At 60.1% G+C, this 24,669-nt stretch carries 20 protein-coding genes; 6 read left to right on the top strand and 14 right to left on the bottom strand.

The window, feature by feature from the left end; all coding sequences use genetic code 11:
* Window positions 1-34: 34 nt before the first annotated feature.
* The 4 genes from ubiA to AB4Z23_RS02715 form a co-directional block, all read right to left on the bottom strand.
* The gene (gene ubiA, locus AB4Z23_RS02730; protein ID WP_441359987.1) at window positions 35-988 is read right to left on the bottom strand and encodes a 4-hydroxybenzoate octaprenyltransferase; all 954 of its coding nucleotides are present in this window, start codon (window positions 986-988) and stop codon (window positions 35-37) included.
* A gap of 119 nt (window positions 989-1,107) precedes the next feature.
* Window positions 1,108-1,908, bottom strand: a complete 801-nt coding sequence (locus AB4Z23_RS02725) for a MipA/OmpV family protein (RefSeq protein ID WP_003515199.1) — start codon at window positions 1,906-1,908, stop codon at window positions 1,108-1,110.
* Between the two features lie 234 nt (window positions 1,909-2,142).
* Window positions 2,143-3,399, bottom strand: coding sequence for a class I SAM-dependent methyltransferase (locus tag AB4Z23_RS02720; protein WP_441359986.1), 1,257 nt, complete (start codon window positions 3,397-3,399; stop codon window positions 2,143-2,145).
* Between the two features lie 167 nt (window positions 3,400-3,566).
* A complete protein-coding gene (locus AB4Z23_RS02715) occupies window positions 3,567-5,891 on the bottom strand; it encodes a Tex family protein (RefSeq protein WP_421477879.1) in 2,325 nt (774 codons plus the stop codon).
* Window positions 5,892-6,092: 201 nt separating this feature from the next.
* Between AB4Z23_RS02715 and purD the strand changes: the two genes are divergently transcribed.
* The 3 genes from purD (at window position 6,093) to AB4Z23_RS02700 (ending at window position 10,186) form a co-directional block, all read left to right on the top strand.
* Window positions 6,093-7,364 carry a phosphoribosylamine--glycine ligase gene (gene purD / locus AB4Z23_RS02710; RefSeq protein WP_441359985.1) on the top strand — a complete coding sequence of 424 codons (1,272 nt, stop codon included), beginning with the start codon at window positions 6,093-6,095 and terminating at the stop codon, window positions 7,362-7,364.
* Window positions 7,365-7,521: 157 nt separating this feature from the next.
* Window positions 7,522-8,034 carry a plant virulence effector HPE1-like domain-containing protein gene (locus tag AB4Z23_RS02705; protein ID WP_026330623.1) on the top strand — a complete coding sequence of 171 codons (513 nt, stop codon included), beginning with the start codon at window positions 7,522-7,524 and terminating at the stop codon, window positions 8,032-8,034.
* 328 nt (window positions 8,035-8,362) lie between these two features.
* A complete protein-coding gene (locus AB4Z23_RS02700; RefSeq protein ID WP_097101590.1) occupies window positions 8,363-10,186 on the top strand; it encodes a methyl-accepting chemotaxis protein in 1,824 nt (607 codons plus the stop codon).
* Window positions 10,187-10,244: 58 nt separating this feature from the next.
* Here the strand turns inward: AB4Z23_RS02700 and AB4Z23_RS02695 are convergent, their stop codons facing one another.
* From AB4Z23_RS02695 to AB4Z23_RS02650, 10 genes are all read right to left on the bottom strand, one after another.
* Complete coding sequence (locus tag AB4Z23_RS02695) at window positions 10,245-10,739, bottom strand: DUF523 domain-containing protein (RefSeq protein ID WP_421477878.1); 495 nt, start codon at window positions 10,737-10,739, stop codon at window positions 10,245-10,247.
* Between the two features lie 229 nt (window positions 10,740-10,968).
* Window positions 10,969-13,284: a glycine--tRNA ligase subunit beta gene (glyS, locus tag AB4Z23_RS02690; RefSeq protein ID WP_441359984.1), complete on the bottom strand. Its 2,316-nt coding sequence runs from the start codon at window positions 13,282-13,284 to the stop codon at window positions 10,969-10,971.
* Window positions 13,285-13,382: 98 nt separating this feature from the next.
* A complete protein-coding gene (locus AB4Z23_RS02685; RefSeq protein ID WP_421477876.1) occupies window positions 13,383-15,320 on the bottom strand; it encodes a DUF2207 domain-containing protein in 1,938 nt (645 codons plus the stop codon).
* 23 nt (window positions 15,321-15,343) lie between these two features.
* Window positions 15,344-16,621 carry a 3-phosphoshikimate 1-carboxyvinyltransferase gene (locus AB4Z23_RS02680; protein ID WP_421477875.1) on the bottom strand — a complete coding sequence of 426 codons (1,278 nt, stop codon included), beginning with the start codon at window positions 16,619-16,621 and terminating at the stop codon, window positions 15,344-15,346.
* Between the two features lie 84 nt (window positions 16,622-16,705).
* A complete protein-coding gene (locus tag AB4Z23_RS02675; RefSeq protein ID WP_025592535.1) occupies window positions 16,706-17,257 on the bottom strand; it encodes a LemA family protein in 552 nt (183 codons plus the stop codon).
* Window positions 17,258-17,335: 78 nt separating this feature from the next.
* Window positions 17,336-18,298 carry a glycine--tRNA ligase subunit alpha gene (locus AB4Z23_RS02670; protein ID WP_035241643.1) on the bottom strand — a complete coding sequence of 321 codons (963 nt, stop codon included), beginning with the start codon at window positions 18,296-18,298 and terminating at the stop codon, window positions 17,336-17,338.
* 100 nt (window positions 18,299-18,398) lie between these two features.
* The gene (locus AB4Z23_RS02665) at window positions 18,399-18,593 is read right to left on the bottom strand and encodes an NfeD family protein (protein ID WP_003515179.1); all 195 of its coding nucleotides are present in this window, start codon (window positions 18,591-18,593) and stop codon (window positions 18,399-18,401) included.
* Window positions 18,594-18,613: 20 nt separating this feature from the next.
* Window positions 18,614-19,483, bottom strand: a complete 870-nt coding sequence (locus tag AB4Z23_RS02660; RefSeq protein WP_041694304.1) for a S49 family peptidase — start codon at window positions 19,481-19,483, stop codon at window positions 18,614-18,616.
* Window positions 19,484-19,570: 87 nt separating this feature from the next.
* Window positions 19,571-20,371: a tRNA1(Val) (adenine(37)-N6)-methyltransferase gene (locus tag AB4Z23_RS02655; RefSeq protein WP_421477873.1), complete on the bottom strand. Its 801-nt coding sequence runs from the start codon at window positions 20,369-20,371 to the stop codon at window positions 19,571-19,573.
* A 6-nt stretch (window positions 20,372-20,377) separates the two neighbouring features.
* Window positions 20,378-20,608, bottom strand: a complete 231-nt coding sequence (locus tag AB4Z23_RS02650) for a putative signal transducing protein (RefSeq protein WP_003515173.1) — start codon at window positions 20,606-20,608, stop codon at window positions 20,378-20,380.
* 111 nt (window positions 20,609-20,719) lie between these two features.
* Here AB4Z23_RS02650 and AB4Z23_RS02645 point away from each other — a divergent pair, with 111 nt between their 5' ends.
* The 3 genes from AB4Z23_RS02645 to AB4Z23_RS02635 all read left to right on the top strand — a co-directional run bounded on the left by AB4Z23_RS02645 (window position 20,720) and on the right by AB4Z23_RS02635 (window position 24,663).
* The gene (locus AB4Z23_RS02645; protein WP_026330625.1) at window positions 20,720-21,736 is read left to right on the top strand and encodes a polyprenyl synthetase family protein; all 1,017 of its coding nucleotides are present in this window, start codon (window positions 20,720-20,722) and stop codon (window positions 21,734-21,736) included.
* 191 nt (window positions 21,737-21,927) lie between these two features.
* Complete coding sequence (locus AB4Z23_RS02640; RefSeq protein WP_013635516.1) at window positions 21,928-23,772, top strand: tetratricopeptide repeat protein; 1,845 nt, start codon at window positions 21,928-21,930, stop codon at window positions 23,770-23,772.
* 6 nt (window positions 23,773-23,778) lie between these two features.
* Entirely contained in the window at window positions 23,779-24,663 is an 885-nt protein-coding gene (locus AB4Z23_RS02635; RefSeq protein ID WP_421477872.1) for a 4-(cytidine 5'-diphospho)-2-C-methyl-D-erythritol kinase, read from the top strand.
* Window positions 24,664-24,669 lie beyond the last annotated feature (6 nt).

The following is a 24,669-nucleotide window of genomic DNA, read 5'->3' as shown; positions in this document are numbered from 1 at the left end:
GCCGGGCTTTTTTGCATCTTGCCTTTCAACAACCTCACGCCAACAGAAGCGGCAGAATGAGGCCGGCGAAAATCAGCACGCCGACGCGGTTGTTGGATTTAAACAGCACAAGGCATTGCGCCACGTCGTCGATATCGAGCACCCAGACCTGCCGGAAAAGCATGATGGCGGCGGCGGCAAGGCCGCTATAGGCGATCAGGTTAACGCCCGCTCCCCAGAAGGACAGGGCGATCATGACAAGGGCTGTGCCATAAAGAAAAACCAGCCAGCGATGTGTGTTGTCTCCAAACAGCAGGGCAGTTGAACCGATGCCCACAGCCGTGTCGTCTTCCTTGTCCTGATGGGCGTAGATTGTATCATAACCGATCGTCCAGGCGATGGAGCCGACATAAAGCAGGACAGCTGGCCAGGCGATGGACCCGAACTGCCCGGCCCAGCCCATCAGCGCACCCCAGGAAAAGGCAAGGCCGAGAAAAAATTGCGGCCAGTTGGTGAAGCGCTTGGCGAAGGGATAGATTGCCACGAAGACCAGCGAGAATATGCCGGTGGCAATCGCAAATCCGTTGAACTGCAACAGCACCACGAGTCCGGCGAGCGCCTGCAACACGATGAAGACCTTCGCCTGCGCCCTGCTCACGCGACCAGATGGCAGCGGCCGCGAGCGCGTGCGCGCAACGGCCATGTCGATCTTGTGGTCCGCAAGATCGTTATAGGTGCAGCCTGCACCGCGCATCGCCACCGATCCGATGAAAAACAGCGCCAACTGCCAGATCAGCGTGCCCCAGGAAAAACCGCCGCTTGCTACCGCGGCATTGGCCGCGAGTGCTGCGGACCAGAAACACGGCCACATCAGCAATTGCCAGCCGATGGGGCGGTCCCATCTTGCCAGCTGCGCATAGGGCCAGAGGGGTCTCGGCAAAATCCGATAGACCCAGTTGTTGGATGGTGCGTCGGAGACGCGGTCTGACAAATCGCTGTGGTGAACCATGGCGATGGTTCTACAGCATCGGCAGGCGAATCGGAATCGATTTCAGCACTTGGCCGCAGACACAAAAAAGCCCCGCAACGCTTTCGCGGCGGGGCTTGGGGTGGGCATACTCGCCCGCCTCAGGGCAGCGTGAAGCCGAATTTGTAGCTTGCCTGGACGCCGACGACGAACTGGTTCTTGGAGCCGCGCTCACGCACCAGCGAGCTGTCGGCGGCATCGCCCGTCAGGCGGCGATATTCGGCGAAGGAACCAACTTCAGCGGCTTCCGTGACCTTCCATGTGATGGCGGCGCCGACGCCGGCGGAATGCAGGCCGCCGCCGGGGCTGTAGGGCGATGGCGCGCCGGCCGCTGTCTGCGCGGCGCTTACGCCGTAATAGCGTTCATTGTATTTGCTGCTGACCCATGTGGCGCGCGGGCCGGCGGAAATCTGGATACCGGGGGCGATATCAGTGAAGACGTCGGCCGAGAGGTCGGCGACCACACCGCTATGGCTGCGGATGCCCTGACGGGCTTCGCCGCGAATACGCAGCCAGTCGGTGGGATAAGCCTCGGCGAAACCGCCAAGCTCGCCGCCGCGCTTGATGCGGGTCATGCCTTTCAGATCGGCCGAATCCTTCTGGTCACGCGGAGACACCAGCTTTCCCGCAAGACCCATGCTGATCGGGCCATTGTCCAGCAGCGAGATCGAGGCGCTGTCGTTGCGCGACGTGAAACGCGCGCCCTGACCCTGACGGCCGAGAGAAATGATGGGCGAAAAGCCGAATTCGTTCTTGTTGTCGCCCTGATATTTCGGCGCAGAAAAACCCGAACCGCCGAGCTTCAAATACCAGTCGCCGGAAAACCAGCCATCGGCATGGGCGTTACCGACGGCAAAAAGCGATAAAACACAAGCGGCGACGGCCGCTGATGGCTTGAACATGAAAATAACCCCAGGAAACGCAATACAAACAGGTAAGCGTAGAATTAGAGGGATTCCGTTTCCATTCCATTAACCAGCGCGAGAAGGCGGCGATTAGCTCTTCCGTCATTCCGGCCCTGAGCCGGAATTCAGACGTCGCGCGCCTGCGCGGCAGGAAGCCTTCTTTCAGCCCAAGGACTTGGGCTGGCTGGATGCCAGATCAGGTCCGGCTTGACGATGGCGAATGGACAAGCCTTAGAACATAACCTTCTCAAGCGGCGGCCGCGTCTTTTCGAACTCCAGCAGCTTTTCCTCGTTGCGGGCAATGTAATCGCGATTATGCGGAACGGCGTCGCGATCCTTGGCGAGCTGGATCTGGAAAATATGGAAATTTTCGTGGGTAAAGGCCATTTCGGACCCCGCCAGATAAAATTCCCACATGCGGAAGAAACGTTCGTCATAAAGTGCTACCGCCTCGGCCTTGCGCGCCACGAAACGTTCGCGCCAGTGCCGCAGCGTATGCGCATAATGCATGGGCAGGATTTCGATATCCTTCACCAGCAGCCCAGACTTCTGGATGGCCGGCAGCACCTCGGCAAGCGAGGGGATGTAACCACCGGGGAAAATATATTTTTCGATGAAGGGATTGGTTGCAAGTGCCGGACTGGGCTGGCCGATGGAATGCAGCACCATTACGCCCTTGTCGTCCAGAACCTCCGCCACCTTGTCGAAATAATCGCGGTAATGGGTCGGCCCGACATGTTCGAACATGCCGACCGAGACGATACGGTCGAATTTCTTCGAGGCAGGCAGGTAACGGTAGTCCTGCAATTCGAAACGAACATTGCCGGCAAGCCCACGTTTTGCTGCACGGTCGCGGGAAACGCGCAGTTGCTCCTCGCTGAGCGTGATCCCGGTCACATCGGCACCTGCACTTTCGGCAATATACATCGCCATGCCGCCCCAGCCGGATCCGATCTCCAGTACGCTCTGGCCCGGCTCCGTCATCAGCTTGGCGGCGATGTGCCGCTTCTTGGCGACCTGCGCCTCATAAAGGCTGATGCCCGGCGGATTGAAATAGGCGCAGGAATATTGCCAGTCCTCATCAAGGAAGATGTCGAACAGCTTGGCGCTCAGATCATAGTGATGGGCGACGTTGCTCTTGTTGTGGTTTACCGGCAGATGCATCCTGATACGGGCGGCGATGATGCGGGCCATACCACGCCACACCATGCCGAAGGACAGCGCCTCGCTTAGCGTGTTGCTTTTAACCAGCGCCAGAAAGTCGTAGATGTCGCCCTCGACGACCTGCATACGTCCTTCCATATAAATTTCGGCGAGTTTCAGCGCAGGATCGGCAGCGATCTCCTGCATGGCAGCTTCGTCGGTGAAATTCAGAACCACCCTTGTTCCGATACCGTTACCAAATGTACGGCTACCACCCGGGCTATTGACGACAAGATTACCGTTCTTGATTATCTTTTCGAGAAGAACATGCAGAGACGACGCCATGGCACCCCCAATTGCTAAGTCTCACTTATCAATTTTTCTGACCGTATTCCTTTCGGCACAAGTTTCAAGATAGTCTTATTTCAAAAAAATTGAACGATTTCATCAAGCAAAAAGCCCCACCGGGGTTTCCGGCAGGGCTTTTCCATAGAAATTATTTCAACCGGAGGTCAGCGTCGCTTCATCGCTTCGGCCATAGCCGCAGCAAGAGCACCACCGGATTGCGACCCTTCGTTGTGTCCCTGCGGTTTGGAATTCGCGTGGCGCATGGCGCCCGCATTGCCCTTTTCGCGCATTGGCTGGGGTGCCGCCTCGCCGCCGTCCTTGCGCATGGTGAGGGCAATACGCTTGCGCTTCACATCCACTTCCACGACACGGACCTTGACGACATCACCCGCTTTCACGACCTCATGCGGGTCTTTCACGAAACGGTCGGCCAGCTGCGAGACATGCACGAGCCCGTCCTGATGCACACCGATATCCACGAAAGCGCCGAAGGCGGCGACATTGGTGACGGTACCTTCCAGCAACATGCCCGGTTTCAGATCGGTGATCTCGTCCACGCCGTCAGCAAAGGTCGCCGTCTTGAAGCTTGGGCGCGGGTCTCGGCCGGGCTTTTCCAGTTCGGCGATGATGTCCTTGACGGTGGGCAGGCCGAATTGCTCGTCGATGAAGCGCTTCGGATCGAGCCCCTTCAGCGTGGCGCTGTCACCCATCAGCGTGCGCAGGTCGCGACCGCAGGCGGCAACGATCTTTTTCGCAACGCCATAGGCTTCGGGGTGCACGGAGGACGAATCCAGCGGTTCCTTGCCGTTGGGAATACGCAGAAAGCCGGCGCATTGCTCGAAGGTGCGCTGGCCAAGGCGCGGCACCTTCAACAGCTCCTTGCGGCTGGCAAAGGGGCCGGTCTGGTCGCGGTGTGCGACGATGGCATCGGCAATCGAAGCACCGAGGCCGGAAACCCGCGCCAGAAGCGGCGAGGAGGCGGTATTGAGATCGACACCGACGGCATTCACCGCATCTTCCACGACCGCGTCGAGTGAACGGCTAAGACGGCCCTGATCGACATCGTGCTGATACTGCCCGACGCCGATGGATTTCGGCTCGATCTTCACCAGTTCGGCCAGCGGGTCCTGAAGGCGGCGGGCGATGGACACCGCGCCACGCAGGGACACGTCGAGATTGGGGAATTCCGCCGCCGCCCGTTCCGACGCGGAATAGACCGATGCGCCCGCCTCCGAAACGATGACCTTGGTGGGCTTTGCGCCGGAAGCCGAAGCCGGCATCTGTGTCAGCAGATCGGCGACCAGCTTTTCCGTCTCACGGCTGCCCGTGCCGTTGCCGATGGCGATCAGCTCGACATTGTGCTTGCGGATGAGCATGGCGAGTTCCGCCTGCGCGCCGCGCACGTCGTTCCTCGGCTGGAAGGGATAGACCGTCGTGGTGTCGAGCAGCTTGCCGGTGCCATCCACCACGGCCACCTTGACGCCGGTGCGGATGCCCGGATCGAGCCCCATGGTGGCGCGTGAGCCCGCCGGTGCGGCCAGCAGCAAATCCTTGAGATTGCGGGCGAAAACATTGATCGCCTCTTCTTCCGCACGTTCGCGCAATTCGCGCATGAGATCGAGCGAAAGCGACATGGAGAGCTTCACCCGCCAAGTCCAGCCTGCCACTTCCATCAACCATTGATCGGCGGGGCCGGCATTGCGGATATCGAAGGCGGCCGCGACGGTACGCTGCGCGGGTTTGACCGGAGAGGGATCATCCGCATCGACATCGATGGTCAGCGTCAGAATTTCCTCGTTCCAGCCGCGCAGCATGGCCAGCGCGCGGTGTCCCGGCACTGTCGCCCAGCGCTCGAAATGATCGAAATAATCGGAGAATTTTTCGCCTGCCGCCTGCTTGCCGTCGACCACCTTGGCGCGGAAAATGGCGTTCTGGCGCATATAGTCGCGCAGGCGTCCAAGAAGATCGGCGTTTTCCGTCATGGTTTCCGCCACGATGTCGCGCGCGCCTTCAAGCGCTGCCTTCACGTCCGCCACCTCGCCCTGCACATAGGCCTCGCCAAGCTTTGCCGGATCGGCTGCGCGGTTTGCCCAGATCGCTTCGGCCAGCGGACCGAGACCGCGCTCGCGGGCGATTTCGGCGCGGGTGCGGCGCTTCGGCTTGTAGGGCAGATAAAGGTCTTCCAGCTCCGCCTTGGTGCCCGCCTGCATGATCTTGACCATCAGGGCGTCCGTCATCTTGCCTTGACCGTTGATGGTATCAACAATGGAGGCGCGGCGCGCATTGAGTTCACGCAGATAGACGAGGCGTTCGGCAAGCGTTCGAAGCTGGGTATCATCCAGCCCTCCCGTCGCTTCCTTGCGGTAACGGGCGATGAAGGGCACGGTCGCTCCCTCGTCCAGCAACGCCACTGCCGCCTTCACCTGATCGGCGCGGGCGTTGATTTCGGAGGCGATGAGCGTGGCGAGGCGGGCATTATCTGCGGTCATGGGGTTCTCTGATGTCACATCTGGAGCGGCGAACATAATGTCTGATTGTGGCGTGACAACAAGAGGCGGCAACGATTCCACAGGAAAGGCTGAGTTCGAGGGAAAGACGGGCATTTGAGGCGCTTTCTCCTTGACCTTTCGCCCCCCTGCCCTTAACGCCCCTCAAACAAGGTTACAGGCGAATTTGCAGGGGTGTTGACCATGAAAGTTCTGTTGATCGGTTCCGGCGGACGCGAACATGCGCTGGCGTGGAAAATCGCCCAGTCTCCCCTGCTCGATGAACTTTATGCCGCTCCCGGCAATCCCGGCATCGCCGACCATGCGACACTCGTTTCGCTTGACGTGGAAGACCACGCCGCCGTTATCGCCTTTGCCAGGGAAAAGGCGATCGACTTCGTCGTCGTCGGACCGGAAGCGCCGCTGGTTGCCGGTCTGGCAGATGATCTGCGTGCGGCTGATATTGCCACCTTCGGGCCTTCGAAAGCAGCCGCTCAGCTTGAGGGTTCCAAGGGGTTCACGAAGGATCTATGCGCCCGTTACGATATTCCGACCGGGGCTTATCAGCGTTTCAAGACCGCCGAACCCGCAAAGCAATATGTCCGTGAACAGGGCGCACCCATCGTCATCAAGGCCGACGGGCTTGCCGCCGGCAAGGGCGTAACGGTTGCCATGAGCGAGGCGGAAGCGCTTGCCGCCATCGACGACTGTTTCGACGGCGCTTTTGGCGCTGCCGGCGCCGAGGTTGTGGTGGAAGCTTTCCTCGACGGTGAGGAAGCCAGTTTCTTCTGCCTTTCCGATGGCAAAACCGCGCTGGCGTTGGCAACAGCCCAGGACCACAAGCGCGTGGGTGATGGCGACACCGGCCCCAACACCGGCGGCATGGGCGCCTATTCCCCCGCCCCGGTGATGACACCAGCCATGGTGGAGCGCACCATGAAAGGAATCATCGAACCGACGATTTCTGGCATGGCGAAAGACGGCAATCCCTTCTCCGGCGTATTTTTCGCCGGTCTGATGATCACCGCCAAAGGCCCCGAGCTGATCGAATACAATGTGCGTTTCGGCGATCCGGAATGTCAGGTGCTGATGATGCGCCTCAAGAGCGACCTGCTGCCGATCCTCTACGCCACTGCTACCGGCACGCTGGACAAGGTAAAAGCGGAATGGCGCGACGATGCGGCGCTGACGGTTGTTCTAGCTTCCAAGGGTTACCCCGGTGCCTACGACAAGAACACGCCCATCGCCCATATTCCCGATGCCAGCGAAGAGGCAAAGGTGTTCCATGCCGGGACGGCGCTGAAGGACGGCAGACTGGTGGCGACGGGCGGACGCGTGCTGAACGTCACCGCCTTTGGCAAGAACGTGACGGAAGCGCAGGCGCGCGCCTATGCGCTAGCGGCCAAGGTGGAATGGGAAAACGGCTTCTGCCGTCGCGATATCGGCTGGCAGGCCGTGGCGCGCGAAAAAGTCTGACCATTCAAGGCATACAGCGGCCGGAGCGCAGATTTCGCTCAATTTTTACCAAGTTTGCTGACCTGATGGAAACGAAAGACCGATAATATCTGCCGAACATTGAAGGGCGCATTCTGTCTCGATCGTGAGGCTGCGCCGTCATTTCGGGGGTTTTTCGATGCGTCGTCTTCTTTTGACAGCGGTTGTCGCGCTGACCGGCGGGTCTGCGATGGCGTCTTCCATCGAATATGTAAACGGCACCCACACCAGCAATGGCAGCTTCGTTCGTCTCGACTGCGCCCGCTGCCAGCCCGTAAAGGACAACACTGCCCCCGAGGGCTTTGCCATCCCCTCCATCGAGCCGGGCACGCAGCACACGGAAATGCGTGAAATCGAGGGTAAGCGCACGCTGGTGCGCACCGAAGCCTGGCTTGGCGGCGCGCCCGTCACCTTCGTCAGCACCAATCCCGCTTGGATGCCGCAGGAAACCCCCGGCACCGCAATTGCCACCTATGATGAGGGTGAAGCTGGCACTCCCCCCGAGGAAACGGCAGCCACGCCAGCAGGCATAGACATGACCGCGACCACGGCAGCGACGAAGACAATTTCGGCGGCCAATGCCACGGCACCGTCAAGCGCATCAGCAATGGCGGCACCCGATTTCCAGGATTTCAAATTGCGCGGCAATTGACCGACAGTGTCGGCGGCGTCTTTGATGACAAAAGTCAAATAATCGCGTCATCGCTGCATTTTTCGAAGTGCACGGCAACCATCCGGTGAATAATAAATTATGCATCCATTATTCTGCCAAGCACGCTCATAAAGCTTTTGCTAATTAAATATTTATTCAAATTTTTTGCCGCTAAGTGACCTTATAGTGCGATGCAGCACGACATGAGGGCTTGGAGCGGACTTTCGCTTTCAGGCTGATCACAGCGCATCAGGCGCCTTCCCATTTTCGAAACTTCGGCAGCGCGCGGCTTTTTTCCGGCTCGCGACGCAAAAGCTTGTGAGCGCCCATGAAGAATCTTTCCATTTCCCGTCAGCTGATCGTGCTCGTGGTGGCCCTTATGGCCGCCTTCGCAGCAGCAACGTTTTACCAGCTGAAATCCGCCACCGACGCGATCTATGAAGAACGCTACGGCATGCTGCGGACACAGGTGCAATCCGCCATTTCCATCCTGCAATCCTTCCACGACAAGGAAAAGGCCGGGACACTTTCACGCGAAGACGCCATGAAGCAGGCCTTCGCCACCGTCAGCGCCATGCGGTTCACCCCGGATGGCTATCTGTTCGGTTACGACTACGACGTGACGATGAAATTCCATCCCGACGCGAAGCGTGTCGGCGAGAACTACAAGGGCAAGCCGGACAGCAAGGGCTTCCAGTATCGTGACGAGCTCGTACGGCTTGGCCGCAACGGTGGCGGCCAGACAGATTTCTACGGTCCGAAGCCCGGCATGGAAGGCAATGACTACGCCAAAAGCTCCTACGCCCTTGCTTTTGAGCCCTGGCAGGTGGTGGTCGTGACCGGCGTTTACATCGATGATCTGAATGCCCAGGTTCGTGGCGAGGTGATGAGGGCGCTGTCCATCGGTGCTGCCATCTTCGTGCTGGCACTTGCCGCCGCCTTCTACGTCATCCGGGGGATCTCGAAGCCGCTCGGCGACATTCACAGGGCGCTGGGTGAAGTCGCCAATGAGAACGTCTCGCTCACCATACCCCATACCGGGCTGACCAACGAGGTGGGCATGATGGCGAAGGCCACGGCCTCGCTTCAGGACAAGGTGCGGGAGCGCCACGCCATGCAGCGCCGAGAGGAAGAACAGCAGCAGCAGCTCAACGCCGAGCGCCAGAACAACCTCGACATGCAGCGCGACGAGGCCGCATTGCAGGCACGTGTCGTCACCACCATTGGCGAGGCGCTGGAAAAACTCGCCGGCGGTGATCTGACCGTACGTTGCGCCGATCTCGGCAACCGTTACGCCGCGCTGCGCGACAACTTCAACGAGGCATTGACCCATCTCGACGCCGCCATGGCCAAGGTGAATTCCAAGAGCATCGATATCGGCGGCTCGAAGGAGGAAATCCGCAAGGCCTCCAACGAGCTTTCGCAGCGCACCGAACGGCAGGCGGCAAATCTAGAGGAAACCTCTGCCGCGCTCGACGAGTTGACGGTTGCGGTACGCCAGACGGCTGAAGGTGCAGCCGACGCCGCCAAGCGCGTCACGACAGTCAGTTCCGAAGCGATGCGCAGCGACCGGGTGGTGGAAGAAGCGATTGCGGCGATGAGCGGCATCGAACAATCTTCCGATCAGATTTCGAACATCATCGGCGTGATTGACGACATCGCTTTCCAGACCAATCTTCTGGCACTGAATGCGGGCGTGGAAGCGGCGCGTGCCGGGGAAGCGGGCAAGGGCTTTGCCGTGGTGGCACAGGAAGTGCGCGAACTTGCGCAGAAATCTGCCGCCGCCGCCAAGGAGATCAAGGACCAGATCGCCCGCTCTTCCAACCAGGTGGAAAACGGCGTGCGTCTTGTAGGCGAAGCCGGTGACGCGCTGAAACGCATCTCTGACCAGATCAAATCCGCCAACGAGATCGTCGGCAAGATCGCCCATTCGGCGGCCGAACAGGACACGACGCTGCGCTCTATCTCCACATCGCTCAACCAGCTCGACGTCGCCACCCAGCACAATGCGGCGATGGCGGAAGAGACCACGGCTTCGGCGGAAGCGCTGGCCGTCGATACCGAAGAGCTGCTGAACCTCATCCGCGGCTTCCGCGTTTCCTCCAGCCACCAGCTGCACGGCATGGCAGAGCAGATGCGCATGGCGGGGTGATAGACGCTGAGGTGATGGATAAACGAAAACGCCGGAGGAAACTCCGGCGTTTTTTGTTTCAACGTGTCAGAGTATCCAGCCGGTCGATATCGACAGGCGAAAAGACCGTAATTCCCGCTCTTTCAAGCAGCGCCGCCGTCACGCCATTGCCCGCATGTTTGATGCCGGAGAACGAGCCGTCATAGATCGCGACCGATCCGCAGGACGGGCTGCCGTCGATCAACAGCGCGTGCGTGCAGCCATTGGCTTTAGCAAGGGCCAACGCCTTTTCCGCACCGGCAATAAATTCCGCCGTGACATCGCCGCCGGTTACTTCCAGCACCCGGGCGCGGCCTTCCAGCACATCGAGACCGGAGGCGCTATTCTCAATTTCCGCCGGCGGGCGCGGCACGGACATGCCACCCGCCATTTCCGGACAGATCGCCACCAGCCTGCCTTCATCCCGCCAGCGGTCTATCGCCGGGTGGACGAGAGGTTTGCCATTGCCGTCATAGCGGACCGCCTGGCCGAGGAGACAGGCGCTGATTAGGATTTTGGGAGGCGTGTTGGTCAATCTAAAATCATCCTGCACGAGTGGAGGCCTGAGTTACCCCCTCTGCCCTGTCGGGCATCTCCCCCTCAAGGGGGGAGATCGGCAAGAGGCATGCTCCCCGCTCTTCCCGCGACGTTCAATGTAGTTGGTAGGCCCCCGCTGGTCGATCTCCCCCCTTGAGGGGGAGATGTCCGGCAGGACAGAGGGGGGTAAACCGAGCAAATCGCCGTGCCCCTTTCACCCAATCCCCTCACCCCGTAATCTTCGAGAAATCCGCAACCGTTCCGGTGGCTTCACGAATGGCCTTCAACAGCGCCAGACGGTTTGCGCGGATGGCCGCGTCCTCATCGTTGACGAGCACATCCTCGAAAAACTTGTCGACGGGCGCGCGAAGCGTCGAAAGCGCCTGCATGGCGGAGCGGAAATCTTCCGTCTCGACGGCCTTTGCGGCATCGGCGGAAGCGGTCTTGATCGCCGCGTAAAGCGCCTTTTCGGCGTCGAGCTTCAGCAGTTCTTCTGAAACGCTGTTCGCAACCACGGTGCCCTTCTTTTCCTCTGCGGCCAGAAGCTGGGTGGCGCGCTTTGCACCGGCCAGCAGGTTCCGGCCATCTTCGCCGGTGATGAAGGCGGTCAGCGCCTCGACACGGCGGGCGATCATCAGCAGATCGTCAGATTCCGGTGTCAGGACTGCATCGATCAGATCGTAGCGGGCGCCAAGATCGCGCAGATAGACCTTCAGGCGGTCGTGGAAGAAGGAGAGCAGCGAAAAAACGGACGGACGAGCAACAAAGAGACCATTGTGGAAGGCTTCATCTTCTTGCAGGTTCTTGAACAACTCGGTCTCTTCAAACTCCCCTCGAACAGGATTGATGGTTCGGAGCAGTTTCTCTGCAGATTCCCTCGCTTCCGAAGGATAAAACGCCAAATTTATATCCGTTATGGCAGGCACTAATGGAAGCCGCACGTTCTTTTCAAGCAGAATACGAACCACGCCCAGCGCCGCACGGCGCAGTGCGAAGGGATCCTTCGAACCGGTAGGCTTTTCATCGATGGCCCAGAAGCCGACGAGCGTGTCGAGTTTGTCGGCGAGAGCAACCGTGATCGCCACCTTGTCGGCTGGCAGGCGGTCGGAGGGACCCTGCGGCTTGTAGTGATCCTCGATCGCCGCGGCGACACTTTCGTTTTCGCCCTGCAAGGTTGCGTATTTTCGGCCCATCAGGCCCTGAAGCTCGGGGAATTCGCCGACGGCTTCGGTGCGCAGGTCAGCCTTGGCCAGCACCACGGCGCGGTCTACCAGCGTCTCATCTGCCCCGACGACGGGGGCCAGAGCCTTGGCCAGTTCGCGAATGCGGGCCACACGCTGCCCTTGAGTGCCGAGCTTGGCATGGAAGGTAACGTTCAGCGCATCGAGCTTGGCCATGCGCTGGTCGAGCGGCTTCTTGAGATCGAGGCCAAATTTCGCAGCCGAATCCTTGAGCGTCTCCAGATCGGGCAGATCGCCCTGGTCACGGTTCCAGAAATGGCGGGCATCCGACAGGCGGGCGCGGACGACCTTGCCGTTGCCATGGATGATTTCCTTGCCGCCGTCGCTTGCCTCGATGTTCGAGATCAGGATGAAGCGGTTAGAAAGACCCTCTTCCGCACCCTGATTGCGGGTGACGAAACACTTCTGGTTGGTCTTGATGGTCAGCCGGATGATTTCCGCCGGGATTTGCAGGTAATCCTCCTCGAAAGTGCCCATCAGCACCTGCGGCCATTCAACGAGGCCGGAGACTTCTTCCAGCAGGCCTTCGTCTTCCACCAGCTCAAGGCCGTTGGCAAATGCCAGATCCTTGGCATCGTGCAGGATGATATCCTTGCGGCGGTCGGCATCGAGAATGACCTTCGCCTTTTCAAGGCTGGAGACATAATCCTCGAAACGGCGCACGGTGATCGGACCCGGCGCATGGAAACGGTGGCCATAGGTGACGTTGCCAGCGACGATGCCGTCGATGACAAAGGGAATGACCTGGGTTTCGTCATGTTCGGGGCCGAACAGGCAGACGATGGATTGCAGCGGGCGCACCCAGCGAAGACTCTCCGAGCCCTTGCCTTCGATGCCGGCATAGCTGGAACCCTTCGGCATGGAGGCCGGGCCGGAGCGCATGGATTTCGGCCAGGGGAAGGAGCGGATGATGCCGGGCATCACCTCGGCGATGATCTCTTCCGCCGCGCGGCCGGGCTTGTTGATGATGGCGATGTAGAAATCGCCTTTCTTCGGGTCGGAAACGACCTGAGCCTCGGAGACATCATTAAGGCCAGCGCCGCGCAGAAAGCCCTCAATCGCCTTTTCGTTTGCATCGGTGCGCGGACCCTTCTTTTCCTCACGCACATCGGCGGAGCGGGCATTGAGGCCCCGAATATCCAGCGTGAGGCGGCGCGGCGTCCAATATTCGCGCGCACCCTCATAGGTCAGCCCTCTCTCCACCAAGGCGTCAGTGACGAGTTTCTTCAGATCGCCCGCCGCCTTGCGCTGCATGCGTGCGGGGATTTCCTCGGAGCGAAGTTCAAGCAGAAGATCGGGCATGGGATAAAGACTTTAATCTGTTGCAAAAGAGTGTCGCGGACTTAGCAAGACCAGCGGCAAAAGTCATCAGCTATCGGTTAAATTACCGCCGGTGGACGTTACCAGCCGCCACCACCACCGCCGCCGCCGCCCGAACCGGAAGAACCACCGCCACCGCCACCTGAAAAGCTGGAGGAAGATGAGCTGACAGGCTGGGGAATGGTGGAAGCGATTGTATTCGCCATGGAAGTGGAGAACCCACCAATCCGGTCTCCGAAGCTGCCGTAATTGCTGCCCAAATACCAGCCGGGCGCATAACTTGCCGCGGCGGCACCGGCAGCAGCCGTGGCAAGCCAGGTCTCGAAGGTGCGGCTCCAGGGTTTTTCCACGCCGAGCGCGACCGCATAGGGCAGCAATGTCTCAAAATGCTGCGGCGACATGGCGGGGGCATCCGCCATATTCATCCGGTCCTTTTCCGCCAGCGTCAGATAGGTTCTGAGGCCCTCGATGCCGTCCATCAGCTTGCGGCCGAGCGGCGTCGGCGCACCCATCAGGAACAGGAACAGCGCGTTGGTAAGCACGATGCCGCCGATGGCGGCCAGCGCCAGCGACTTGGTGTCATGCGTCACATCCAGCAGGATCTGCGTGGCAATGCCGCCAATGACCGAAAAAGCCACAAAACCGGCAAAGGCCAGCATGACGATGCCGCCGATGCGCTTGCTCAACGACGCGCCACGCGAGAACTGTCGACCGATGCCGATCGACAGGATGCTGAAGAAGAAGGCGAAAAAGCCGAAGACCAGCACGGCGGCAATGGCGCTTTCATCAAGATCACCGAACACCAGCGTCGCGACGATGATGGCGACGCTGAAGAAGATGCCGAAAACGATGTAACCGGCATTGCTGCGGTAATATTTGCCGCGGTGCTCTTTCTCTATCGCCGCACGAAACTGCTTGCCGACCTTTTCGACTTCCGTTCCATGCGCCTTGTCGATGGTGAGCGTCTCGCCCGGACCACCGATGGAGGACAACAGCGTCTTCTGCCCGCTCGGCAACTCCGCCCCAGCCTGCTTTTGCGTGCGGCGGATGACGATGGAGTTCTTCAGATCCTCCAGAACGACATAACCCTTGACCGCCAGATCAAGTGCCGAGGCGGACAGCGCTGTCCAGCCTGCGCCGGAAAAACCCCTGTTATCAACGTAATTGACCAGAGCCGGCGAAAGCCCCTCCGGTGCATCCCAGCGCGGCACGACTACACCCTTGGCCGGATCACGGCCGACCGCGAACCATGCTCGCAGATAATAGAGCAGCACTGCGAAAAGCCCGCCGCCCGAAAGCAGGATGGCGAGATTGTCACGTAGCCACCAACCTGCCTCCTGGGAGGAGTCGGGGGCGGCAATGGCGCCCTTCGGTAACTTCACGGCAACTGTCATGCCCTCGCCCACTGAAAACGGGCGGGTAGAGGCAAAAAACACCTCGTTGCCTTCGCTCAAAATGCGCGCATCCTTGCCCTTGGCACCGAGTGGACCGGTGAAAACGGCAGTATCGGTGGCCTTCACGCCCTGTGGCAAAGTGATGGTGGCGGAAATCTCACTCATCGGAAACTGCCAGCCATTGCCGGTGACATTCCAGGTGAGTTCGTCATAGTCGCTGAAATAACGGATCTGCCGGGCGGTGGTGTAGGTGATCTGGAAGATATGCTCGCCGGTCGGAAGAAAACGGTCGGCGCTGCCGGTATAAATGCGGATGCCGCCATCGATATTCTCGGTGCGCCAGTTCTCCGGCGCGCCGTCTCGCTCCACCGATACGACGTTAAAATCCACCTTGGTGCGTCGGTTATTCGCATCCAGCGCATAAAGCGGGAAATCGCGGAAGATGCCGCGCTTGATGTTCTGACCTTCAGCACGGGCGGTGATGGTTTCCGTCACCGTCAGTTCGCCACTCTTCGCAACCTCGACGACGGAATGATAGGAGCGGATGAATTCTTCCGCAAAGGCCGGGCATGCCGCGCCCAGGAAGACAAGCAGCGCGAGAAGTCTTGCGGCGATGGTCTTCACGGGGCGGTCTCCTCCAGCCGGTTTCAGTGCTGCGGCTCGGCAGCACTTTCCTTTTCGGTATAGTCGACGCCGAGCGAGGCGAGCGCCTTCCAGTAGCCCGGATAGGTCTTGCCAACGCAGGCCGGGTTCTGGATGGCGATGCCGCCGATCTTCAGCGCCGCCAGCGCAAAGCTCATGGCGATGCGGTGATCGGCAAAAGTATCGATGGAGGCATCGACCGTCTGACCGGCGAGCGCCGGATCGGCATGCACGATCAGGTCGTCGCCTTCCTCATGCGCCAGACCGTTACGGATTTCGTTGAGGCCGAGCGAGACGGCGCGGATACGGTCACATTCCTTGACGCGCAGATTGGCAATGCCGACGAAACGTACTGGCGTTTCGTTGAACGCGGCGAGAACGGCGATGGTCGGAATGGCGTCCTGCATCTGCGAACCGTCGACTTCAGCGGGCAGATGCGGAAACTGCGCCATGACCTCGTAGGCCTTGGCATCCGGCTGGGTGAACTTGTCGGCGGGCGTGCCGATGTCGATCGCACCGGCGGTAAGAAGCTCCGCACCCCAGAGATAGGTGGCGGCGGATGCATCCGGTTCGATGTGGAAATCGGTCGCGGTGTAGCCGGTCGGATGCACGCGCCAGATGGCGTTGCTAACTCGCTCCACCTTTGCGCCGAAGGCTTCCATGGCTGATGTTGTGAGATCGATATAACCCTTCGCGCCGATTTCCTCGCCCTTGAGGATGATATCGACAGGCTTGTCGCCGCAGGCGGCCGCCATCAGAAGTGCCGACACATACTGGCTGGAGAGGTTGGCATCGATGGTGACGCTGCCCTTCGGGAAACCCATGCCCTTGCCCCGCACGGTAACTGGCGGGCAGCCGGTCGGCGCATCCGCTTCGACGCCGAGGGCGCGCAGCGCTTCCACCAGCGGCATGATCGGGCGTTTGCGCATGTGCTCGTCGCCATCGATGATGACGGCGCCATCCACCAGCGCTGCAGCCGCAGTCAGGAACCGCGTGGCTGTGCCGGCATTGCCAAGAAAAAGCGGCTTTTCCGGCTGTTGAAGCACGCCTGTACCCTCCACCACGAAGGTCGTGGCGTCGGGTTCTGTCACCTTAACGCCCATGGCGCGCAGGGCTTCGGCCATATAGAGCGTATCATCGCTTTTCAACGCGCCGGTTAGGCGGCTTTTTCCCTTGGCGAGGCCAGCCAGCAGAAGCGCGCGGTTGGTGATGGATTTGGAGCCGGGTGGCTCTACCTTGCCGGAAAGTGGGTGGCCGGGCGGGGTGATGGTCAGTTCGATCATGATCGTCGTCTTGTCAAAGAATGCGGCAGAGAGCCGGGATACAGGAATGTCGGCGGGAGGATTTGGACCCGGGGAACGGTGGCCTTAGAATTTCACGGTCGGCACGGCGCGGTCTGCCGGGTTGTCGATCTCGAAATAGGGTGCCTTGGCAAAACCGAACTGGCCGGCGATCAGATTGGATGGGAAGCTTTCCACCCTGACGTTCAGATCGCGCGCGGCGCCATTGTAATAACGGCGCGACATCTGCAGTTCGCCCTCGATGGTTTCCAGCGAGCGCTGCAATTCCAGAAAGTTCGTGTTGGCTTTCAGATCGGGATAGGCTTCAGCGAGCGCAAAGAGCTTGCCGAGCGCCTGCGACAGCATGCCTTCCGCCTGGGCGCGGCCTTCGACATCGCCAGCCGGTACGGCCTGGGCCCGGTTGCGCATGGCAATCACCTCCTCGAAGGTGCTTTTTTCATGCGCCGCGTAACCCTTCACGGTCTCGATGAGATTGGGAATGAGATCGGCGCGGCGTTTCAACTGCACATCGATGCCCGACCACGCCTCTTCCTTCATCTGCCGCGCCTTGACGAGGCCGTTATAGATGAAGACGACATAGAGCGCGATTGCCGCGATGATTGCCAGCGTGATGAACATTCCCGACCCCTCCTCAAGAGGCGCGAGCGCCGCAACGGCACCCGCACGTTAGACTGTTGCCCCGCCTTACATAAAGGTTCAAGCGGCCCTGTTCCAGTTCAACCCGCCCGCATCCGTGAGCAGGAAGGCTTCGCCGCAGGCTTTTGCCAGCGTGCGCACGCGCAGGATATAGCTCTGGCGTTCCGTCACCGAGATCACGCCGCGCGCATCCAGCAGGTTAAAGACATGGCTTGCCTTGATGCACTGGTCATAGGCCGGGAACACGCATTTATGCAGGCGCTGATTGTCATCATCACCCGGCGCACCGGCGGCGAGAAGCGCCTGGCATTCCTTTTCGGCGTCGATGAAATGGCGATGAAGCATGGCTGTATCGGCAAATTCGAAATTATGGCGGGAGTATTCCTGCTCGGCCTGCAGGAAGACGTCACCATAGGAGATCTTCTCTTCACCCTCGCGGCCGTTGAAGTTGAGGTCGTAGACATTGTCGACACCCTGAACATACATGGCCAGACGCTCCAGACCGTAGGTCAGTTCGCCAGCGACCGGCGAGCATTCGATGCCGCAGACCTGCTGGAAGTAGGTGAATTGCGACACTTCCATACCGTCGCACCAGCACTCCCAGCCGAGACCCCAGGCGCCGAGCGTCGGGCTTTCCCAGTCGTCTTCGACGAAGCGCACATCATGCAGCAGCGGATCGAGACCGATCGCCTTCAGCGAACCGAGATACAGTTCCTGAAGGTTGGAAGGGTTGGGCTTCAGAATGACCTGATACTGGTAATAATGCTGCAAACGGTTGGGGTTTTCACCGTAGCGACCATCGGAAGGCCGGCGCGAGGGCTGCACATAGGCAGCCTTCCACGGCTTCGGGCCCAGCGCGCGCAGCGTCGTTGCCGGATGAAACGTACCAGCGCCCACTTCCATATCATAGGGCTGCAATACCGCGCAGCCCTTGTCGGCCCAGTAATTGTGCAGCGTCAGGATCAGCGCCTGAAAGGAACGCTTGGGGTTCATATGGTCTGGAATATCGGTCATTGCAGTCATCGCGGCGTTGTGAGGATAAGTAAGCACTGACTTACTTCGGATGCGGACTGGTGCCACGGCATGGCGAAGGGGTCAAGGATTTATGCGTGGAGACACCGGCTTACGTCTCATCCTCACGCTTCACGCGGTATTCGCCGGTTTCGGGATCCTTGATCAGCGTGCCGATGGCGCCGGTTTCGCGTTCCTTTTCGCGCTGCTTCGATTTTGCCGAAAGCTTTTCCGCATCGCGAACGAAGCGGCGGTAGAGGATGACGGATCCCACCACCAGAAGAACAATTGTAATAAGCTGCGCCATAAGGCCCTATTCCTGCGACATCATAGACCGAAACGTGACCACAATGCCTTTTCTTCGGCAACTTCCGCAAGTCCCGAGACGGCGCCTGCCGCAAGCCTTTCGGCATTGAGGCCGAGTGCCGCATTCACGCCCGGCACTTTTTTGCCGAACAGCGAGCGCCCGCCGGTGACGAGCTGTAGCTTGACCTTCGTCCCGTAACGGCGGCGCAGAACTTCCCTCATGTCGCCCAAGCCGTCGATCAGGCCGAGATCCAGGCCACGCATACCGGTCCAGAACAGGCCGGAGAAGACCGTCTCATCGCCCTTCAATTTTGCACCGCGGCGCATCTTGACCATATCGATGAAAACATTGTGGATTTCGACCTGAAGCGACTTCAGATATTCGATGTCGCCCTCTTTTTCCGGCTGGAAGGGATCGAGGATGACCTTGTTCTCGCCGGCGGTATAGACGCGGCGCTCCACCCCGATCTTCTTCAGCATTTCAGGGAAACCGAATCCGCCGGAAACGACGCCGATCGAACCGACGATGGAGGTGGGGTCGGCGATGATCTCGTCGCCGGCAAGCGCGATCATGTAGCCACCGGAGGCCGCCACATCCTCAACGAAGATCAGGACCTTCTTGTCCTTTTCCTCGGCAAGCTGGCGGATGCGATTATAGATCATTCGCGCCTGCACCGGCGAGCCACCGGGAGAATTCACGGAAATGGCGACAGCTGGCGCGTCCTTGACGGCAAAGGCCTTTTCCAGCAGCGGTGCATAGGAGGCAAGATTGAGGGCGGGGCGGAACTGGTTGCCGCCAGCCATGATGGCGCCATGCATGCGCACAACCGGGATGACGAGTTCTTTTTTGCGAAAGCGTTTCGGCACCAGATACTTCAGAAAACCCACAATTCACTCCTCGCAGCATTTGCCTGTTCGTCACGGATGTATGTATTGCCCTGCAAAACACAATGGTTTGCGGCCGGAGGAACGGCGAATTTATAGGCCAGGCCCGATTGCCTTTACATTACGGCGATAGGCGGTGCGGCCATTATTCAGGTCATCCACGATGGGCGTGAAGGCATGGCTGCCGGTCTCGTGCATGACGAGCGGCGCCCGGAACGACAGCCGCGCCCGTGACCCCTTGATCGCCGTTACGAGCATGCGCACCGCGTCCTCGCCGGGGCGTGGGTGGATGAGTGTGATCTCGATGCCGCCGAAACGGCTGCCACAAGCGGCAATGATCTCCGCCACCGATTGCGGCCGTGCAATAAGGGAAAGCTGCCCGCCTGGAACCGTGATCGCACCTGCGGTCCTGATCCAGTCCTCGAACAGGCCCTCCGTCATGGCGTGGGCCTCAGCCTTCAGCGCATCGGGCGTGCGGCGGTCGCCTGCATCATTATAGGGCGGGTTCATGATGACGTGGTGAAAATGCCCGTCCGGCAGTCCGGCCTCGACGCGCGCCTTGCCACGCAGTGTCACGTCGGCCTCACGCACGCTGACACGGGCGGAAAAAGCGGCATTTTCCGGCAATGCCAGGCTGCGGCAGGCAAATTCCACCATTTCCGGCGAACGTTCGAACAGGGTCACTTCGGCCTTTTCAAGCCGCGTGGCGACAGCAAAACCTGCCGCGCCCGCCCCCGCGCCGAGATCGGCTATGCGGCAGGCGCGCTCGTCCGCCACCATCGAGGCAAGAAGCATGGCGTCCATGCCGGCGCGGTGCCCCCTGCCCTTGGGCTGGAGAATGTGAAAACGGCCCCGGTGAAACGCATCCAAAGTTTCCGAAATCTCGCCGCCCACGTTCGTTTACGCCTCTTCGTTGCGCAATTCGTCGCCCAGACCGGCATCCACGAGAATGCGGCGGGCCTCACCGGCGCGGTCTTCCTCCACCAGGAACCGGCGGGGCAAAAGACCGAGCGAACCTTCCAGAATGCTCATTGCCTGATCGGCGACAAGGCAATGGATGCCAGCGTCCTTCATCAGGCTTTCGGCGAAGGATAACAGCACGGCATCGTTGGTACGGATCAGTTCACGCATGGATAAGCCCCAAATTCCCATTTTTTTGAATGGCTAGCGGCAATTCGCCCCTTGCCGCGACAGGCGCCAGTTTTTATTGTCGAACTCAAATTCGAACAGGAGTCCTGTCCCTTGGGCGTCGTCATACCGCTTGAAGAAAGCAAAAACAAACTCGCATCCGTCAAGCCGCTTGTCGACCTGACCCGTGCCGACATGGAACGGGTGAACCAGCTTATCCTTTCCAGAGCCGGTTCCGATGTCCAGATGATACCTGAGGTGGCCAACCATCTGATCTCGTCCGGAGGCAAACGCCTGCGGCCGATGCTGACGCTGGCCTCTGCCTCGATGTTCGGTTATGAGGGCGACCACCATATCAAGCTCGCCACCAGCGTGGAATTCATGCACACGGCGACGCTGCTGCATGACGACGTGGTGGATGAAAGCGATCTGCGCCGTGGCAAGTCCACCGCCCGCACCATCTGGGGCAACCAGGCAAGCGTTCTCGTCGGCGACTTCCTGCTCGGCCAGGCCTTCCGCATGATGGTGGACGTCGGCTCGCTGGATGCGCTCGACGTGCTGTCCACCGCCGCTTCCGTCATCGCCGAGGGCGAAGTGCTGCAGCTTTCGGTCGCCAAGAACATGGAAACGACCGAGGACGATTATCTGCAGGTGATTCGTGCCAAGACGGCCGCCCTTTTTGCAGCGGCCGCGGAAGTTGGCCCCATCGTCGCCAAAACCGACAAGGCAAGCCGCAGCGCGCTGAAATCCTACGGCATGAATCTCGGCCTCGCCTTCCAGCTCGTTGACGACGTGCTGGATTACGGCGGCAAATCCGCCGATCTCGGCAAGAATACGGGTGACGATTTCCGTGAGGGCAAGATAACCCTGCCGGTCATCCTGTCCTATCGCCGCGGCACGCAGGATGAGCGCGCCTTCTGGCGCAACGCCATCGAAAAGGGTGAAAGCAGCGACGAGAACCTCGAAAAAGCGCTCGGTCTCATCACCAAATACAACGGTCTTGGCGATACGATCGGCCGCGCCACGCATTACGGCACCATTGCCCGCGATGCGCTTGCACCGCTGCCGGAAAGCCCGTGGAAAAACGCGCTTCTGGAAGTCATCGACTTCTGCATCGAGCGTCTCAACTGACGCTGGAGGCCTCAGGCAAACGGCGGATGGACAAGACCGTCCGCCGCTGTTTCGGACTGGGTGTCCCGCAAGGGGAGATTGTGGCGCGGGCCATAATTTCTTGCGGGGTTGCTTCAAAAAAGCCATTCTATCGTGACCAAACAATGGAAACTGATTTTTCCGTGCTTCTGCACAAAGGCAAAGGTTCCCTCATGCGGCGTAAACCAGCACTTCGTCTTCTCTGCAGCGCGGCTCTTGCCGCCGCTCTCGCACTTGGCGCGGGTGCAAGCCCCGGCTTTGCGGAGACGAAAACGGAAGCCAAGGCCGTTACTTTCGATCCTGCCAAGGTAAATACCTTCTCCGGCGCATTCCTTGCCGCGCGCAATGCCGATGTCGATCAGGATTACCCCACCGCGATTTCGCTCTACAAGAAGGCGCTGGAATTCGATCCGGCCAATTCGGAAATCCGCCAGCGCCTGATGATCGCCGAACTGTTGAGCGGCAATTTCGAGGCTGGCGCCAAGATTGCCGATTCGATGAAGGACGATACCTCCGTCGAACGCGTGACGACCATCGTGCGCGGCCTCGACGCCATCAAGGACAAGGAATTCGTCAAAGCCGAGAAAATCCTGAAATATACCGGCCCGAACGATCTCGACCGCATGGTCAACACGCTTCTGACGGCATGGGCGCGCGCCGGTTCAGGCAAGCCCAAGGAAGCGCTGGCCCTCGTCAACAACATGAAGGGTCCGGGCTGGATTTCGATTTTCCAGAAATACAATGCCGCGGCGATCGCCCTTGTCTCCGGCAACACAGATGCTGCCCGCAAGAGCCTCAATGAGGCCGTGACGGATCGTGAAGGCGGGGCAACCGCTTCCGACACCTATATGCGCGCGGTGATGGCGCTTGCACGGCTGGAGGCTTCAGCCGGCAACAAGCAGAAGGCGCTGGACGCAATTGCGGTCGGCGACACTTTTGCGCCGAACTATGCGCCGCTCAAAGCGCTTCGCCAATCCATCGAGAAGGGCGAGAAGCCGCCGCAGCAGATCACCAATGCCGTTGAAGGCGCGGCTTCCGTGATGTTTTCCATCGCGGGTGCGCTGAACCGCGAAGGTGCCGAAGAGATCGTCACGCTTTACCTTCAGACGTCGCGGGCGCTCGATCCGCAAAGCGCCGATACGCTGATCCTTCTCGGCGGACTTGCCGAGGCGATGAAACAGCCCGACCGCGCCATCGCCTTCTACCGCGACGTGCCGAAGGATTCGCCGATGCACCGCATCTCCGAGCTGCAGCTCGGGCTGACGCTGGCGCAGACGGGCAAGGTGGAGGAAGCGCGCAACCACCTGCAATCCCTGCTGCAATCCGATCCGAAGGATATCCGTTCTTACCTCGCCTATGGCAGCGTGCTTTCCGACGCCAAGGACTACAAGGCCATGGCCGAAAACTACGACAAGGCTGTCGAGGTGATCGGTGCCGTGCCGCAGAAGTCGGACTGGACCGTGTTCTTCCAGCGCGCCATCGCCCATGAGCGCCTGAAGGAATGGGACAAGGCCGAGCCGGACTTCAAGCGTGCGCTCGAACTCAACCCGGAACAGCCGCAGGTGCTGAACTATCTCGGCTATTCCTGGGTGGACAAGGGTATCAACCTCGACGAAGCGATGAAGATGATCAGCCGCGCGGTCGAGCTTCGGCCGAATGACGGCTATATCGTCGACTCGCTTGGATGGGCGCATTTCCGACTGGGTGCGTTTGACCAGGCTGTCACCGAACTGGAGCGGGCAATCGAGCTCAAGGCCGGCGATCAGACCATCAACGATCATCTGGGCGATGCCTACTGGCGTGTCGGTCGCAAGATCGAGGCCGTGTATCAGTGGAACCGCGCGCTGATTGGCGACAATGACGATCTGGACAAGGCCAAGGTGAAGGAAAAGATTGCCAACGGCCTGCCGCCGCTGGAAAAGGACGCCGAAAACACCGCCAAGAAGGAGGCCGCGCCGCAGCCGCCGGCTCCGCCAGCACCGGCCCCTGTTGCCCCTGCCCCGGACAAGAAATCCTGACGCGACATGCGCGCGGATGACATTACCGGGGCTGTCGAAACAACCGAGGCGGCCCCGGCCAAGATCAATCTGGCACTGCATGTAACCGGTCAGCGGGCAGATGGTTATCATCTGCTCGAGACGCTGGTGACCTTCACCGAAGCAGGCGACGCGATCCATGTTCGCGATGCCGATGCCGACACTTTCTCCATCTCCGGCCCGTTTGGCGATCTGCTGCGCGCAGGCGATGGCGGCAACAATCTCGTCGTCCGTGCCAGAGACCTTTTGCGTGATGCGCTTGTGGCGGCAGGTCAATCGGCACGCCCGGTTGCCATCCATCTCGAAAAGAACCTGCCAGTCGCCTCCGGCATTGGCGGCGGCTCAGCGGATGCGGCAGCGACACTGCGGGCGCTGTTGCGGCACTGGAATGCCGGGATTGTTCCTGAAAATCTCGCACACATCGCGCTTGCGCTTGGCGCTGACGTGCCGATGTGCCTTGAAAGCCGCCCACTCATCGCACGAGGTATCGGCGAGGATATCGAGCCGGTCTCCGATCTGCCGGAATTCTTTCTGGTGCTGGCCAACCCTCTGAAAGCGGTCTCGACGCCGGAGATTTTTCGGCGATTGCTCGACAAGGCCAACCCGCCCCTGCCGGAGCGGAAAGAAGGCGGCTGGATGGATTTTCTGGCGCAAAGCCGAAACGATCTGGAAGTCCCCGCCAAGGCGCTCCTGCCGGATATCGGCGCAATCGCCGGTATGCTGTTGCAGGAAGGTGCTTCCCTTGTGCGCATGTCCGGTTCGGGTGCCACCTGTTTTGGACTATTTCATTCCTTCGAGGCCGCCCGAAAAGCGGAAACATCGCTTCGAAACAAGCGCCCCGGCTGGTATTTTCAGGCGACGCGGACCATCTGAAGACAA

It is taken from the genome of Agrobacterium sp. MCAB5 (assembly GCF_052114365.1).
GTDB lineage: Bacteria > Pseudomonadota > Alphaproteobacteria > Rhizobiales > Rhizobiaceae > Agrobacterium > Agrobacterium tumefaciens.
Note: the sequence above shows the minus strand (reverse complement) of the source record. Positions and strands in the feature narration are given on the sequence as shown.